Raw genomic sequence first — 16,038 nt, 5'->3', positions numbered from 1 at the left:
CCCATGGCTCTTTCCGTGCCGGCCATCATGAAGACGACGGCAGCGCGGCTTTCGGCGCTTTATCTTCTGCTTTTTGCGCTGTGTGCGGTGTTGCTGGTCTTGTACATGACCTCGCTCTCGGTGCGCATGCTGACCGCCCAGACGCAGGAGACGATCAACGACGAGGTGCTCGGCCTTGCCCGCGCCTATCAGCGCGGCGGCCTGCCGCTGCTGGTCCGCGTCGTCGAGCAGCGCTCCCGCCAGCCCGGCGCCAATCTCTATCTGATCGCCGATGCCAACGGCCAGATCCTGACCGGCAACGTGCAGAGCCTGGAGCCGGGCGTGATCGAGGCCGAGGGCTGGACCACCGAACCGTTCTCCTACCGCCGCTTCGGTGAGGGCGAGCTCGAGCGGCAACGCAACCCGGTCTCCGACCCGAACGAGCCCGCCCAGAGCGAAGTCCAGACCGAAGGCGAGAAAGGCCACAACGCCGTTGCCCTGGTGCTGCGCCTGCCCAACCAGATGATCATGCTGGTCGGCCGCGACCTCGGCGAGCCGGAGCGCTTCCGCGCCGTCATTCGCCGCGCCTTGATGCTGGCGCTCGGCATGATGGGCGTCGGCGGGCTGCTGATCTGGTTCTTCGTCGGGCGCGCGGCGCTGAAGCGCATCGACAGCGTGTCGGAGGCGAGCCGCCGCATCATGGGCGGCGATCTTTCCGGCCGGCTGCCGGTCACCGGCGCCGGTGACGAGTTCGACCGGCTGTCGGAAAACCTCAATTCCATGCTGGCCCGGATCGCCACGCTGAACGAGGGCCTGAAGCAGGTCTCCGACAACATCGCCCACGACCTGAAGACGCCGCTGACCAGGCTGCGCAATCGCGCCGAGGCGACGCTTTCCGGCAAGCACAACACCAGTGACTACCGGCAGGCGCTGGAAGGAACGATCGCCGAATCCGATCAGCTGATAAAGACCTTCAACGCTATCCTGATGATCTCGCGGCTGGAGGCCGGCTATTCCTCGGAAAGCACCACCAGGGTCGATCTGGCCGCTGCCGTGCACGATGTCGTCGAACTCTACGAGCCGGTAGCGGAGGAGGCGGGCGTGACGCTCGAAACTTCGGTGCAAGGTTCTTTCGTCGTCGACGGCAATCGCGAGCTGATCGGCCAAGCGCTGTCCAACATCGTCGACAACGCGATCAAATATTCGACCGACTCGACCTCCAGGCCTACGGTTCGCGTGACGCTGGAGCGTGTCGGTAGCGAGATCAGGCTCGCCGTCTCCGACAACGGCCAAGGCATTCCCGACGATGTCGACCGCGCCAGGGTGACCGAGCGTTTCGTGCGGTTGGAAAAGAGCCGCTCGCAGCCGGGTTCCGGCCTTGGCTTGAGTCTCGCCAAGGCGATCATGACATTCCACAATGGACGGCTTGAGCTTCTGCCCGGCAATCCCGGATTGTCGGTCGTCATGAGTTTTCCCGGGCGGGAGGATCGCTGATGGTTGCGAGGATGGCAGTGCGACGCCTGGAGACGGACTGGCTGTTGAAGCCGGCGGTAAGGCTCGTTCCGCTGGATGCAAGCCTCGCCAGGCAGGAACTGTCGGAGATCGCCGACGCCGCGCGGCAAAAGGAACTGCCGCGACTGGCGAAATTTCTCGCCGGCAAGGGGCTCGTCCAGGATTTCCTCGCCGCCGTGTTCGACCTGTCGCCGTTCCTGCGCGATACCGCGCGCCGCCGGCCGCGGATACTCGATGCGCTTTTCGACGGGAGGGTCGAGGCGCGGCTGTCATCGATCGGCGCCGCGGTCGACAAGGCAGCACGCGCAGAGGCCGTCTCCGAAAGCAGCCTGATGATGGAGCTGCGCCAATGCAAGGCGGAGGCCCATTTCCTGATCGCCTTGGCCGATCTCGCGGGCGAGGCCGAGACCTCGTTGACAGTGCGGCGACTGAGCGACCTTGCCGATGCCTGCACGCGTGCGGCCGTCGATTTCCTGCTCCGCGACGCGCATGAGCAGGGCAAGCTCCGATTGCCGGATCCCAAAAATCCGGCGCGACGCTCGGGCTGGATTCTGCTCGGCATGGGCAAGCTCGGCGCGCATGAGCTGAACTTCTCCTCCGACATCGACCTCGTCGTCTTCTTCGACCCCGATGCGCCTGCCGTCGTCGATCCGCTCGATGCCACAGAGCTGTTTTCGCGCCTGACCCGCCGGCTGGTCCGTATCCTCCAGGACCGCACCGAGCACGGTTACGTCTTCCGCACCGATCTCAGGCTTCGTCCCGACCCCGGCTCGACGCCGCTGGCGATCCCGGTCGAGGCAGCGCTGCGCTACTATGAGGCGCGCGGCCAGAACTGGGAGCGCGCCGCCATGATCAAGGCTCGCCCGGTGGCCGGCGATGTTGCCGCCGGCGCCGCGTTCCTGAAGGAACTGCAGCCCTATATCTGGCGCAAATACATGGACTATGCGGCGATTGCCGACGTCCATTCGATCAAGCGCCAGATCCACGCCCACAAGGGCCATGGCGAGGTCGCGGTCAAGGGCCACAACGTCAAGCTCGGCCGCGGCGGCATCCGCGAGATCGAGTTCTTCGTCCAGACCCAGCAGCTTATCGCCGGCGGCCGCTTTCCCGAACTGCGCGGCCGCGAGACCGTGCCGATGCTCGGCGAACTCGCCGCGCGCGGCTGGATCACCGCCGACGCGCGCGATGCACTCACCAGGCAATACTGGTTCCTGCGCCGCGTCGAACATGCCATCCAGATGGTTGCCGACCAGCAGACGCATATTCTGCCGGAGGACGAAGAGGGGCTGGAACGCGTCGCCCGCATGCTGGGCTTTGCCGATGCGGCAGGCTTTGCCGAAACGTTCCGCGCGGCGCTGCATCAGGTCGAGCGCCACTATGCAGCGCTGTTCGAGACCGCGCCGGAGCTTTCGGCCGGCATCGGCAATCTGGTCTTTACCGGCGACGTCGACGATCCCGATACCTTGCAGACCCTGCGGCGGCTCGGCTTCCAGCGGCCGAGCGACATCTGCCGGGTTATCCGCGGCTGGCACTTCGGCCGCTACCGCGTCACCCGGTCGGCGGAGGCGCGCGAGCGGCTGACCGAACTGACGCCGGCGCTGCTGCAAGCCTTCGGCCAGACGCGGCGAGCGGACGAGGCGGTGATCCGCTTCGACGAATTCCTTGCCGGCCTGCCTGCCGGCATCCAGCTGTTTTCGCTGCTGCAGTCGAATCCGGCGTTGCTGAAGCTGATGGCGACGATCATGGGCGCAGCACCGCGGCTAGCCGCCATCATCACGCGCCGGCCGCATGTCTTCGATGGCCTGCTCGATCCGGCGCTGCTGAGCGAACTGCCCAACCGCGCCTATCTGTCGGCGCGCCTCGCTGCCTTCCTCGAAGGCGACAGGGCTTACGAGGACGTGCTCGACCGGCTGCGCATCTTTGCTTCGGAGCAAAAATTCCTGATCGGCGTCAGGCTGCTTGCCGGGTCGATCGATCCGCCGCGCGCCGGCCGCGCTTTTTCCGATCTCGCCGACCTGACCATCGAGGCGGCGTTGCAGGCGGTGACAGCGGAATTCGCGTTGCGTCATGGCTATATTGCCGGCGGCAGGGTCGCACTGCTCGGCATGGGTAAGCTCGGCAGCCGCGAACTGACGGCGGGTTCCGACGTCGACCTCATCCTGCTCTACGATCACGACGCCGATGCCGAGGAGTCCGACGGCCACAAGCCGCTTGCCCCGTCGCATTACTACAGCCGGCTGACGCAGCGGCTGATCGCCGCCGTTGCCGCGCCGACCGCCGAGGGCGTGCTCTACGAGCTCGACCTTCGCCTGCGACCGTCTGGCAACAAGGGGCCGGTGGCGACGCACGTCGATGCATTCAAGAAGTACCAGCGCCAGGACGCCTGGACGTGGGAGCATATGGCGCTGGCGCGAGCCCGCACGATCGGTGGCGATGCCGAGCTCTGCCGCGAGGTTGAGGAGGAAGTTGCCGCAGTACTCGCTCTGCCGCGCGATCCAGCCAAGGTGATGGCCGAGGCATCCGAGATGCGCGCCATGGTCGACAAGGAGAAGCCGCCGCGCGATCCCTGGGACATCAAGCTGATCCCGGGCGGCCTCATAGATCTCGAATTCATTGCCCAGGTTGCGCTGATCACGGGAAAGATCGAAGCCGGCCGCAGGGCCACCGGCACGGCTGAGGTCCTGTCGCGCCTGGCGCCGGATTTCGCCAGCGCCCAGGTCAGGCAGGAACTGGTGGATGCCTATTCGCTCTATCTGGCGCTGACTCAGATGATACGGCTTTGCCTCACCGGCGCGTTCGAACGCGACGACGTTCCGCCAGGGCTTTCCGATCTGCTTCTTGCGGTCACCGACCTGCCTGATTTCGGTGTGCTTGAAGGGCATCTCAAGGAGACATCGCAGAAGGTCAGAAAGGATTTCGACCTTCTGGTTCGTGCGAAACAACCGTGACGGCAACCAGCGTACGGGCGAGAGCATCGGACCCAAAATTGCGACCTTTTCTGGGAGGTTCCGATGTTCAATCAAAGAGATAGAGCGGGGGATTGAAGGTCCGCCGCTCTAGCATCGGGGGTGACGATGCAACAGGAGAAGACCATGAGAAAGACAACCAGACTTGCACTCGTTTTCGCAGCCCTGGCCGGCGCCGTCGGCACCGCAGCCTATGCAGACGAGCACTCCGGCGCCGGGCCGCGCGGCGGCATGATGATGCGCCTGGGCAAAGTCATGAAGGACAATGACGGCACCATCACCTTCGACCAGTTCTCCGACGCCATGAACGCGCGGCTGAAGAAGATGGTCGCTGACAATGGCGGCAAGCTGACCGTGGCACAGCTCGCCGACGCGCTGGAGAAGGCGCGCTTCGAGCAGATGGCCAGGCGCATCATCGCCCGCTACGACACCAAGGGGGACGGGACCCTGACCGCCGACGATATCACCAGCCGCCAGAAGAAGGTGTTCGCCATGCTCGACCGTGACAATGACGGCAAGATCGAGAAGAACGAACTGCCGAAGGGTCCCGGCCGCCACCGCCAATGGGACGGCGAGGGTAATGATGGCGCTGACGGCATGCAGTGAGAATTGACAACCGCTCCGGCGGCGCGAGCCGCCGGAGACTTATTTGGTCGTTCAGGCAGCCGCCCTGACCGCCTGCGCGACTTTCTTCATCGGGATGCGTACCGAGACGATCGTGCCGATGCTTTCGGTCGAACGGATCTTCAAGGCGCCACCCTGAAGCTCGGCCAGCGAGCGCGAGATGGCGAGGCCGAGCCCAGAGCCGGCATGGCTCTTGGAGAACTGGTTTTGCACCTGTTCGAATGGCCGTCCGAGCTTGCTCAGCGCCGCTTTCGGGATGCCGCAGCCATTGTCCTCGATCGTCAGGATCAGCGCGCTGGAAATGCTGCGGGCTCTGACCGAGATGTGGCCGCCTAGCCCGGTGAACTTCACCGCATTGGACAGAAGGTTGATGAGGATCTGCTTGATCGCCCTGCGGTCGGCGAACAGCGTCAGCGAATCGGCGATGCGGGTTTCGACGGTGATCGACTTTTCCGCCGCCTGCAGCGAGACGACGCGAACCGTCTCCCTGATGAGCGGGCAGAGATCGATTTCTTCCTGATCCAAGGCGAACTGGCCGGCCTCGATCTTCGACATGTCGAGGATGTCGTTGATCACGCCGAGAAGATATTTGCCGCTGCCGTTGATGTCGGTGGCATACTCTTCGTAGCGCGGCGACCCCAGCGGCCCGAACAGCCGCCGTTCCATCAGTTCCGAGAAGCCGATGATCGCGTTGAGCGGGGTGCGCAACTCGTGCGACATGTTGGCCAGGAATTCGGATTTGGCCCGGTTTGCCGCTTCGGCCCGCTCGGTTTCCTTCATGTATTTGCGATTGAGCTCGACGAGCTCACGAGCCCGTTCTTCTTCCGCGCGGCGGGCAAGGCTGAGGTCGTGGATTGTCGCCATCAGCCGGCGCTCGCTGTCGACCAGCTTCTCCTGGTGCAGCTTGATCTGGGTGATGTCGGAGCCGACGGAGACGGTGCCGCCGTCCCTTGTCCGCAACTCGTTCACTTGCAGCCAGCGGCCGTCGGCAAGCTGGCGCTCGAAGGTCACGCCCCCCTGCGGTCCATTGGTATTGGCAAGCCGCCGCTCCGAGGCAAAGGCCAGCATGCGTTCCTCCAGAACGGCGCGCGGAGCGCCCGGCATCACGTCGCGATCCGACAGGCCGTTGTCCTGCTGGTATTTGGAATTGCACATGATCAGGCGCTCGGACGAATCCCACAGCACGAAGGATTCGTTGATGTTTTCGATGGCCGTCCTCAGGCGCAGGTCCGCCGCTTCGGAGCGCAGCGCCAGGTGCCGCTGCTCGGTGACGTCGACGGCGATGCCGATCAGCTGGATCTCCGGCGCTTCCGGGTCGATAACCTGCGCTCTTGCGCGCATCCAAACCCATTGCCCGTCGGCATGGCGCATCCGGAACACCTGGTCGATATAGTCGATCTCGCGTGCGACGATCCTGTTGGCGAGTTCGAACAAATCGCCGTCCTCGGGATGAATGATTTCGTCGACTTCGCCGAACGACAGCATCGTGTCGCAAGGCTCGTAGCCCAGCATGTCGTACATCGAGCGCGACCAGTACATCTTGCCGCGCACCATGTCCCAATCCCACAGGCCGCAGCGGCCGCGTACCAACGCCATGTCGATGCGTTGGTGGGCTTCGAGATAGATGCGGTCGGCGGCCTGGGCACGCGCCGCCTGGCCGAAATAGGCATAAAGGATGACGATCAGCACGCCGGCCGTCAGCACGAACAGCGTGACATTGAGTGAGACCGTCTTGCGCCAGGCGTCAAAAACTGCCTCCTGCGGCACGAACGCTGCCGCGGCACCCTTTCGGCCATTCGCCAGGCTCACTGCTGCGTACCAGTCCTGTCCGCCGATGCTGACCTCCATCACTCCGGCGCGATCGCCGAACATGAACAGCGGCTGCCCGCCCTGCACGACGCCATCGAGCGATCGGCCCTCCCAGTGCATCGACTGCGGCGATACGGCAATGATCTTGAAGGCGCTGTCGGTGATCGCCAGTACGTGGCTTCGGCCCATCGCGCCCTGACGACCGGTGCTCTCCAGCAGGTCCTGGATCGCACCTGGCGTGGAAACCATGGTCGCGTCGGCGATCGAACTGGCCAGTTGGCCGGCGGCCAGCGCAAGGATCGCCTTGGCGCCGCGCTCGATCTCGTCGCGCTCGTTCATCAGTGACAGAAAGCGCAGTACTGCGATGATCAACAGAAACATGATAATGAGGGCCGGTATCGATCGCCGCAACAGCGGTTCGGCTGCCAGCAGCCGTCGGTAGGCAGGTTCGGCGATGAGCCGCGTATTGCCCGCGAGACCGTCGTTTCGCGCCTCGCGACGCTCAAACGCCGTCCCACCGGGCGCGCCCCACGCGTCCGCCTTCGCCATAAATGGCACTCCCCGATCTTCTGTCCCGCTTGACGATCCGGCAACGCCGCACTTCCGAATCGTCACTAAAGAATCAAAGGGGATTCGCCTTGTCCAGAGGTGCGGCGAAAAAAGATTAAAAATCGACTAAAATAATGGGTTTTCGGATGGTCTTCCCTTCTCCCACGACAAGGGGAGAAGGGGAGGTCGCTTACGCCAGGGTGCGCTCGACGATGTCTCGCAAATCGGCCGACAGCTTCTCGGTATTGGCGATTGAAAGCAACGCCTCCCTTGCCTTGGCCTGCCGCACGGGTTCGAGCGAGCGCCACGATCTGAGCGCCGTCGCCAGCCTGGCGGCCACCTGCGGGTTGCGTTTTTCGACCTGCAGCACCGTTTCGACGAAAAGCCGGTAGCCCTCGCCGTCGGCGCGATGAAAGCCGGTCTGGTTGGCGCTGGAAAACGTACCGATGAGCGAGCGTACCCGGTTCGGGTTGACCATCGAGAACGCTGGGTGGCTGGTCAAGGCGCGCACCGCGTCGACGGTTTGCGGACCGGGCACGCTGGCCTGGATCTGGAACCATTTGTCCATGACCAGCGGATCGGTTGCATATTTCGCCTCGAAATCGGCCAGTGCCTTGGTTGCCTCAGGTGAGCCGTGGTGACGGTGCGCAAGCACGGTCAACGCCGCGGCACGATCCGTCATGTTGGTCGCCGATTGGAAGTGCCGGGCAGCGAGTTCCGCACCTGCCGGCAGCAAGGAGAGATAGTCCAGCAGGACATTGCGCAGCGCCCGCCGCCCGGCACTGGCCGCGTCCGGGCTGAACGGACCATTGTCGGCGAGCCGATCATAGAAGTTGGGGAATATCTCGCGGTTGGCCTCGGCGATCGCAACTGCCAGCGCCCCGCGCGCCGCGAAAATGGCATCGGGGTCGATGTTCTTGCCGATGTCGCGGGCGATATCGGCCTCGCCGGGCAGCGCCAGCGTCAGTGCCCGATAGGCGGGTTCGAGCGCGTCGTCGCCGGCTATTTTGCCGGCAAGCCCGGTCAGCCGGGAGCTGAACTCGGGTTGCCTGTGGTCCAGGATCTGGCGGAAAGCTGCAATCAGCGCATCGGTCAAAAGCGTGTTGAATGCCTGCCAGCGCGAGAAGGCGTCGCTGTCGTGGCCAGCCAGAAAAAACTGGTCGTCGGGCCGCTGCTCGACCGAAAGCGTCACTGGCGCCGAAAAGCCGCGGTTGAGCGACATGGCCGGCCGCTCGGCAATCCCGGAAAACCTGACGACATGGCGGCGTTTGCGGATATGGATGACGCCGTCCTCGACATTCGCCCCCTCCACGCCGCTATAGGCTGTCGCCTCTCCGCCGGCGCCGACCAGGCCGAAGGCAAGCGGAATGTGCATCAGCCGTTTGCGGCTTTCCGACGGCGTTGGCGGCACCGACTGCTCGATTTCGAGCGTGAATTCCTGCGCCGCAGGATTATACGCTGAACTGACGGTCAGGTTCGGCGTACCGGCCTGATGATACCAGAGCGAAAACTGCGACAGGTCGCGACCGGAAACGTCTTCGAACACCTTGATGAAGTCTTCGATCGTCGCCGCCTGGCCGTCGTGACGTTCGAAGTAGAGGTCCATGCCGGCGCGGAACGTCTCTGCGCCGAGGATAGTGTGGATCATGCGCACGACTTCCGAGCCCTTTTCATAGACCGTCGCCGTATAGAAATTGTTGATCTCGCGATAGCGGCGCGGCCGCACCGGATGCGCCAGCGGCCCCTGGTCCTCGGGAAACTGATGGGCGCGCAGTGTACGCACCTCGGCGATGCGCTTGACGGCGCGCGAGCGCTGATCTGCCGAGAATTCGTGGTCGCGGAAAACGGTCAGGCCTTCCTTCAGGCAAAGCTGGAACCAGTCACGGCAAGTGATTCTGTTACCTGTCCAATTGTGGAAATACTCATGCGCAATGATGGCTTCGATATTGGCGAAATCGGCGTCGGTCGCGGTTTCCTGGTCGGCCAGCACATATTTGTCGTTGAAGATGTTGAGGCCCTTGTTCTCCATCGCGCCCATATTGAAGTCGGACACGGCGACGATGTTGAAGACATCGAGGTCGTATTCGCGGCCGAATGCCTCCTCGTCCCATTTCATCGACCGTTTCAAAGCGTCCATGGCGTAGCCGGCGAGCCTCTCTTTACCCGGTTCGACATAGATTCCGAGCTCGACCTTGCGGCCAGACAGGGTGACGAAACTGTCCGAGATCTTGCCGAGGTCGCCGGCCACCAGCGCAAACAAATAGGACGGCTTGGGGAAGGGGTCGTGCCAGACCGCATAGTGCCAGCCGCCGGCAAGCTCGCCGCTGCCGGCCGGGTTGCCGTTGGACAAAAGCAGCGGCGCCTCCTTGCGCTCAGCTTCGATACGCACCGTATAGACCGACAGGATGTCGGGACGGTCGAGGAAATAAGTGATGCGGCGAAAGCCTTCGGCCTCGCATTGCGTGCAATAGACGTCGCTGGAGCGATAGAGGCCCATCAGCGCTTCGTTCTGCGCCGGCGCCAACACGGTTTCAATTCTCAGCTGGAAGCGCCTTGTGGCAGGGGGGCTGATGATTGTCAGTTGATCGGGCGTGACGAGAAAATCCGCAGGCCTCGGTTCCTGGCCGTCGATGGCGATACTGCGGAGCGTCAGCCCGTCGCCATCCAGCACCAGTGGCACCGACACGGCAATCTCGTCGCGACGTTCGACCGTCAGCACGGCGGTGACATGCGTTGCTTCAGGCGAAAGGCGGAAAGTCAGGCTGGTTTCCGGAATCAGATAATCACTAGGGCGATAGTCTTCGAGTTTGAAGACCTGGCCGGTATCCGTGCGCATTCCTTGATTTTTCCTGTCGATCCGGGAGCGGCGGGCGGGTCCGCTGGTCCAAATAATTTGAAGTCTGCGCTCTTTACACGAAACACTCCCTCGACAAAACTGCAGCGACGTCTATTTCCGGCGATCATTTCCCGAGCATCATCGCGAGGCTTCCATGACCATCGTCACGCCGAAATTCGGGATGAGCGCCTCTGTGTTGCGTCGCGACGATCGGGCCTTCATCAAAGGCGCCGGGGCGGATACGATCGTATCGACGCCTGCCGCGCTCAATGCGGTGACCGACGCGTTCTACCGCGCCTACGGCATCAGGCATATCGACATGCCGGCAACGCCGGCGCGCATCTGGGCGATCGAGGAAGCAAAAAGGGCGTGACAGCCAGACCGGATTTGCCAGTGCTTGCAGCCGGCGATCTTGCCGGCGAGCACAGCACACTGACCGGGATCTTGCTCAAGATCGTATCGGTGGCGGTCTTCGTCGGCATGTCGTCCTGCATCAAGGCGGCGGGCACCGTGCCGGCGGGCCAGATCGTCTTCTTCCGCTCCTTCTTTGCCATTTTTCCGATCATCGCCTTCCTCGCCTTCCAGGGAAAACTCGGAACCGCCTTTTCGACAAAGCGCCCGCTCAACCATATTGCGCGTGGCGTCGTCGGTGTCTGTGCCATGGGGCTCGGCTTCTTCGCGCTGACGCGGCTGCCGCTGCCGGAGGCGATCACGCTGAACTACGCGCAGCCGCTGCTGGTCGTGGTGTTCAGTTCGATCTTCCTCGGCGAAGCCATCCGCATCTATCGCTGGAGTGCGGTTGCCGTCGGCCTGGTCGGGGTGCTGATCATCTCGTGGCCGGAACTGACGCTGCTCAGTTCGGGCGCTGCCCTCGGCGATCAGGAGGTGCTCGGCGTCATTGCCGCCCTCATAGCCGCGGCGATCTCCGCCATCGCCATGCTCCTGGTTCGCAACCTCGTCCAGAGCGAGCGGACGGCGACCATCGTGCTGTGGTTTTCGGTTACCGCGAGCCTCATGGCGCTGCTTTCGCTGCCATTCGGCTGGCAGGCGCTGACGCCAGCGCAGGCGGGGCTTCTGATTGCCGCGGGTTTTTGCGGCGGGCTTGGCCAGATCCTGATGACCTCGGCCTATCGCCATGCCGAGGCTTCCGTCGTGGCACCCTTCGAATACACTTCGATGATCCTCGGCGTCGTCGTCGGCTATCTGGTCTTTGGCGACGTCGCCACGATCAATATGCTGGTCGGCGGCATGATCGTGGTTGCGGCGGGGATTTTCATCATCTGGCGCGAGCGCCAGCTTGGTCTCGAACGCACCCGCACCCGCAAGGCCGTCGCGCCGGAAGGGTGATCACGGCTTCGCAGCGTCAGTCCGCTCTGTCGCCAGCCGCACCAGCACCGCCCGCGTCTGTTCGTCGGCGGGGAAAAAAGATTCGATCGCCAGCTCCGACAGCGTCACGTCGAGCGGCGTGCCGAACACGGTGATGGTGCTGATGAACGACAGCACCGCGTCGCCATGGGCAAGCTTGAGCGGATGGGCAATCGCGTTCGGTTCGACCGGCGCCGGCCGGCTGCCTCTAAGGCCGGACGGATAGGCCCGAAGCTCGCGCTCGAGCTCGACAAGAGCCGGATCGGCGGTAGCGTCGTTCTGCCGCTTCAGCCGCTCCAGAAGATGTGTCCGCCATTCCGCTAGGTTGACGATACATGGCGCGATGCCGCCGGGATGCAGGCTGAGGCGCAAAACGTTGACCGGTGGCTTCAGCAGGGAGGCATCGGCGACATTGGCGAGGAACGGGCCGATGGCGGCGTTCGCCGACACCAGGTTCCAATGCCGGTCGACGGCAAGCGCCGGGAACGGCTCGTGCGCCTTGAGCACGGTCTCGACCGCCGCCATCGCCGGTGCCATCGAGGCATCGTCAAGTGGTCGTTCGCCGAAGCTCGGGGCAAAGCCGGCAGCCAGCAGCAGCTGGTTGCGCTGCCTGAGCGGGATCGAAAGCTGCTCCGCCAGATGCAGCACCATGTCACGCGAGGGTGCGGCGCGGCCGCTTTCAACGAAACTCAGATGCCGCTGCGAGATCTCGGCCTCCATAGCGAGGTCGAGCTGGCTCATGCGCCGGCGTGTACGCCATTCGCGAATGAGACTGCCGGCGGAAATCTGGGCTGCTGTCATAACGAGATGACTAGGCCGGCAGTGGGCGCATTTCAATTACCTGCGAAGTCATGATGCCGCCCTTCCTTTCTCGCAAGGGGAGAACTGAAGACGCGCTCTGCACCATTACCCGAGCGCCCGCAACTTCGCCTTCACTTCGAGGAAATCCCGCCACGCCAGCTTCTTGTGCGCCGGCGTTCTCAGCAAATAGGCCGGATGCAGGGTCGGCATGGCAGGAATGGCGACGCCGGACGGGGTCGTGTGGACGCGCCAGTTGCCGCGCAGCCGCAATATGCCTTCGGAGGTGTTGAGCAGGGTCTTTGCCGACGGGCCGCCGAGATTGACCAGCACCTTCGGATTGACCAACTCGATCTGCCGCTCGATGAACGGCCGGCAGATCTCGGTCTCGTGCGGGGTCGGCGTGCGGTTGCCCGGCGGCCGCCAGGGAATGACATTGGCGATGTAGACGGACGTCCGGTCAAGACCGATCGCGGCCAGCATGCGGTCGAGCAGCCGGCCGGAGCGGCCAACGAACGGCAAGCCCTCTATGTCTTCATCGCGACCCGGCGCTTCGCCGACCAGCATCACCTCGGCAGTTGGATTGCCGTCGGCGAACACAAGGTTCTTGGCGGTGAATTTGAGATTGCAGCCGTCGAATGCCGCCATGTGCTGGCGAAGCTCGTCGAGGCTTGCCGCCGATCTCGCCAGTTGCCGCGCCAATGCCGCTTGCGCCTCGTCGGGCACCGTTGACATGGCCGGGGACGCTCGCACTGCCGGTGCTGTACTCGGTCTCTCGCCCATTTCGGCGCGCGATACGCTCGTCGAGCGTTGTGGCGTCGCATTTTCACTGAGCGGCACAGCGGCCGCCGCGGGCACCCGCTCCGGTGGCCTGGCTTCTGCAAACCTGTTTACCGGCTGTTCTTCAAGTGCCTCGTCGACGCCGGCGCTGGCGTAGAAGGCCAGCAGCTCGGCGAGATCGGCTCGGCTATTGTGGGGGGCGGCAGTCATGGTTTCACATTCGGCCGCGAAGCTTGAATTTGCAAGTTCAGCTCGACGGTATGCGCGGATCCTGCACCAGATAGAACGTCCAGCGCGGCGTGTAGTCGGTGATCAGGAAATAGAAGCTGGCGGTCTTCAGCGGGTCGATCTTGCCGTTCTTGAACAGCAGGCGGTCATACGGTTCGAAATTGCGGTCGAAATCGGCGTAGCTGCTCGACCAGATATTTTCGGGCGTTTTGTTGCGCTGGTCGAACGACAGGCCGTCGCCGAACACGCTCGGCTGGTCGAGGATCTCCTGGAGTTCGAACTGGAACTCGACCCAGGCTTGGCCGCTATTGTTGAGCACGTCGATGCGCATATACATCAGACCATTGGCGAAGTCTCCCGCCTTGCCGAACGGCTGGATCGGCCTTGTTGTGCGAATGGCCAGCGTTACCGGCGTCGCTGAATTCAGCTCTTCGGTGATGACCAGCGGATCCTCCTTCGTGCCGATGCCGGAAGCCCCGGTGATGCGGAAACCGCCGCGCTCGTCGGAAAAGGAATAGGCGCCGGTCGCCCAGACCAGTTGCTGCTCGGCACGGGCATCGAGGGCCGTCAGTGGCAGAAGCGCCAAGAGCGCCGCACGGCAAAACCGGCCGGGCGTGAAAAAAAAGCGCGTCGATGAAAAGCCAGCCGGCCCGAATATGCGCATGGCGGGAAGTATGGCCGATAAGCAAGCCGTCGAACAATTAAAAACATCAGTGCGACATATCTGTGCAAACCGAATAGGATTGAAGATTGATGCTCGTCACCGCGAATTTGTGCGGCAGGACGCGACTTTTTGACGAAATCGGTATTGTCACGTCCGCGCCGGTTTCCCGTCGCTATTTGATGCGCTATGCAGCGCGTGAGCCAGCAAGATGCCGGGAATAGCGAGCCAGTGAGGGATCGATGAGCGATATCGAACGCGAAAGCATGGAATTCGACGTGGTCATCGTCGGCGCCGGCCCGGCCGGCCTCGCCGCCGCGATCCGTCTCAAGCAGGTCAATCCCGAGCTTTCCGTCGTCGTGCTGGAAAAGGGCGGCGAAGTCGGCGCGCACATCCTGTCCGGCGCCGTCGTCGATCCGATCGGCATCGACCGGCTGCTGCCCGGCTGGCGCGAAGAGGAGGGTCATCCCTTCAGGACACCGGTCACCGACGACCATTTCCTGGTTCTCGGCCCCGCCGGTTCGTTCCGTCTGCCCAATATCCTGATGCCGCCGCTGATGAACAATCACGGCAACTATATCGTCTCGCTCGGCAATGTCTGCCGCTGGCTGGCGACCAAGGCCGAGGCGCTGGGCGTCGAGATCTATCCGGGCTTTGCCGCGGTCGGCCTGCTCTACAACGAGGCCGGTGCGGTCACCGGCGTCGTCACCGGCGACATGGGCGTCGAGAAGGACGGCACGCACGGTCCGGGCTTTGCGCCGGGCATGGCGCTGATGGGCAAATATGTCTTGATCGGCGAGGGCGCGCGCGGCTCGCTGGCCAAGCAACTGATCGCCAAACACCACCTTTCCGACGGTCGTGAGCCCGGAAAATACGGCATCGGCCTCAAGGAACTCTGGCAGATCAAACCGGAAAACCACCGGCCGGGCCTTGTCCAGCATTCCTTCGGCTGGCCGCTCGATATGAAGACCGGCGGCGGCTCCTTCCTCTACCATCTCGAGGACAACCAGGTGGCAGTCGGCTTCGTCGTTCACCTGAACTACAAGAACCCCTATCTGTCGCCCTTTGACGAGTTTCAGCGCTTCAAGACCCATCCGGCGATCCGCGGCACCTTCGAGGGTGCCAAGCGGCTGGGCTATGGTGCCCGCGCCATCACCGAAGGCGGCTGGCAGTCGGTGCCGAAACTGTCCTTCCCCGGCGGTGCGCTGATCGGCTGCGCGGCCGGCTTCGTCAACGTGCCGCGCATCAAGGGCTCGCACAATGCCGTGCTCTCCGGAATGCTGGCGGCCGAGCATGTCTGTGATGCGATAGCCGCCGGCCGCGCCAATGACGAGCTGGCCTCCTATGAGGCCACCTGGCGCGCCACCGATATCGGCAAGGACTTGAAGAAAGTGCGCAACGTCAAGCCGCTATGGTCGCGCTTCGGCACCATTGTCGGTGTTGGCCTTGGCGGGCTCGACATGTGGCTGAACACGCTGTTCGGCTTCTCGCCCTTCGGCACGATGAAGCACGGCAAGGCCGACTACGCCACGCTGGAACCGGCCGCCGCGCACCAGAAGATCGCCTACCCGAAGCCGGACGGGGTGCTGACCTTCGACCGGCTGTCGTCGGTGTTCCTGTCCAACACCAACCACGAGGAGAACGAGCCGGTCCATCTGCTCGTCGCCGACATGGACCTGCAAAAGCGCTCCGAGCATGACGTCTATGCCGGGCCCTCGACGCGTTACTGCCCGGCCAGCGTCTACGAATGGGTCGACAAGGACGGCAATGCCGCCGCCGATCCTGCGGCAAAGGATGTGCGCTTCGTCATCAACGCGCAGAACTGCGTGCACTGCAAGACTTGCGATATCAAGGACCCGAACCAGAATATAAATTGGGTGCCGCCACAGGGCGGCGAGGGCCCGGTCTACCAGAACATGTAAGTCACAAGG

General features: G+C 63.5%; 12 protein-coding genes. 7 read left to right on the top strand and 5 right to left on the bottom strand.

Going from position 1 to position 16,038, the window contains the following annotated elements; genetic code table 11:
• Positions 1-3: 3 nt before the first annotated feature.
• From NKI63_RS14120 to NKI63_RS14110, 3 genes are all read left to right on the top strand, one after another.
• A complete protein-coding gene (locus NKI63_RS14120) occupies positions 4-1,473 on the top strand; it encodes an ATP-binding protein (RefSeq protein ID WP_254819963.1) in 1,470 nt (489 codons plus the stop codon).
• Positions 1,473-4,439 carry a bifunctional [glutamine synthetase] adenylyltransferase/[glutamine synthetase]-adenylyl-L-tyrosine phosphorylase gene (locus NKI63_RS14115; RefSeq protein ID WP_352821869.1) on the top strand — a complete coding sequence of 989 codons (2,967 nt, stop codon included), beginning with the start codon at positions 1,473-1,475 and terminating at the stop codon, positions 4,437-4,439. The genes NKI63_RS14120 and NKI63_RS14115 overlap by 1 nt, the downstream gene beginning before the upstream one ends.
• A gap of 144 nt (positions 4,440-4,583) precedes the next feature.
• Positions 4,584-5,063, top strand: a complete 480-nt coding sequence (locus tag NKI63_RS14110; RefSeq protein ID WP_352507496.1) for an EF-hand domain-containing protein — start codon at positions 4,584-4,586, stop codon at positions 5,061-5,063.
• Positions 5,064-5,114: 51 nt separating this feature from the next.
• Here NKI63_RS14110 and NKI63_RS14105 read toward each other — a convergent pair whose 3' ends face one another.
• Both NKI63_RS14105 and pepN read right to left on the bottom strand, forming a co-directional pair.
• On the bottom strand, positions 5,115-7,439 hold the full coding sequence (locus NKI63_RS14105; RefSeq protein WP_352821866.1) for a PAS domain-containing sensor histidine kinase: 2,325 nt from the start codon (positions 7,437-7,439) through the stop codon (positions 5,115-5,117).
• Between the two features lie 190 nt (positions 7,440-7,629).
• Entirely contained in the window at positions 7,630-10,275 is a 2,646-nt protein-coding gene (pepN, locus tag NKI63_RS14100) for an aminopeptidase N (protein ID WP_352507498.1), read from the bottom strand.
• A 154-nt stretch (positions 10,276-10,429) separates the two neighbouring features.
• Here pepN and NKI63_RS14095 point away from each other — a divergent pair, with 154 nt between their 5' ends.
• Both NKI63_RS14095 and NKI63_RS14090 read left to right on the top strand, forming a co-directional pair.
• On the top strand, positions 10,430-10,648 hold the full coding sequence (locus NKI63_RS14095; protein WP_352690063.1) for a hypothetical protein: 219 nt from the start codon (positions 10,430-10,432) through the stop codon (positions 10,646-10,648).
• Positions 10,645-11,622 carry a DMT family transporter gene (locus tag NKI63_RS14090; RefSeq protein WP_502896117.1) on the top strand — a complete coding sequence of 326 codons (978 nt, stop codon included), beginning with the start codon at positions 10,645-10,647 and terminating at the stop codon, positions 11,620-11,622. Before NKI63_RS14095 ends, NKI63_RS14090 begins: the two co-directional genes overlap by 4 nt.
• Here the strand turns inward: NKI63_RS14090 and NKI63_RS14085 are convergent, their stop codons facing one another.
• From NKI63_RS14085 to NKI63_RS14075, 3 genes are all read right to left on the bottom strand, one after another.
• Positions 11,623-12,441, bottom strand: coding sequence for a helix-turn-helix domain-containing protein (locus NKI63_RS14085; RefSeq protein WP_352507499.1), 819 nt, complete (start codon positions 12,439-12,441; stop codon positions 11,623-11,625). It abuts the gene before it with no gap.
• Positions 12,442-12,546: 105 nt separating this feature from the next.
• On the bottom strand, positions 12,547-13,428 hold the full coding sequence (locus NKI63_RS14080) for a uracil-DNA glycosylase (RefSeq protein ID WP_352507500.1): 882 nt from the start codon (positions 13,426-13,428) through the stop codon (positions 12,547-12,549).
• A gap of 37 nt (positions 13,429-13,465) precedes the next feature.
• A complete protein-coding gene (locus NKI63_RS14075) occupies positions 13,466-14,110 on the bottom strand; it encodes a hypothetical protein (RefSeq protein WP_023677808.1) in 645 nt (214 codons plus the stop codon).
• On the opposite strand from NKI63_RS14075, the gene NKI63_RS14070 reads away from it, so the two are divergent.
• Both NKI63_RS14070 and NKI63_RS14065 read left to right on the top strand, forming a co-directional pair.
• The gene (locus NKI63_RS14070) at positions 14,061-14,243 is read left to right on the top strand and encodes a hypothetical protein (RefSeq protein ID WP_352507528.1); all 183 of its coding nucleotides are present in this window, start codon (positions 14,061-14,063) and stop codon (positions 14,241-14,243) included. The genes NKI63_RS14075 and NKI63_RS14070 overlap by 50 nt on opposite strands.
• A gap of 106 nt (positions 14,244-14,349) precedes the next feature.
• Complete coding sequence (locus NKI63_RS14065) at positions 14,350-16,029, top strand: electron transfer flavoprotein-ubiquinone oxidoreductase (protein ID WP_352507501.1); 1,680 nt, start codon at positions 14,350-14,352, stop codon at positions 16,027-16,029.
• The last annotated feature ends 9 nt before the right edge of the window (positions 16,030-16,038 follow it).

Source organism: Mesorhizobium sp. M0410, from assembly GCF_040321435.1.
Taxonomy (GTDB): domain Bacteria; phylum Pseudomonadota; class Alphaproteobacteria; order Rhizobiales; family Rhizobiaceae; genus Mesorhizobium.
The sequence above is the reverse complement of the archived record's forward strand: the minus strand, read 5'-3'. Positions and strand labels throughout refer to the sequence as shown.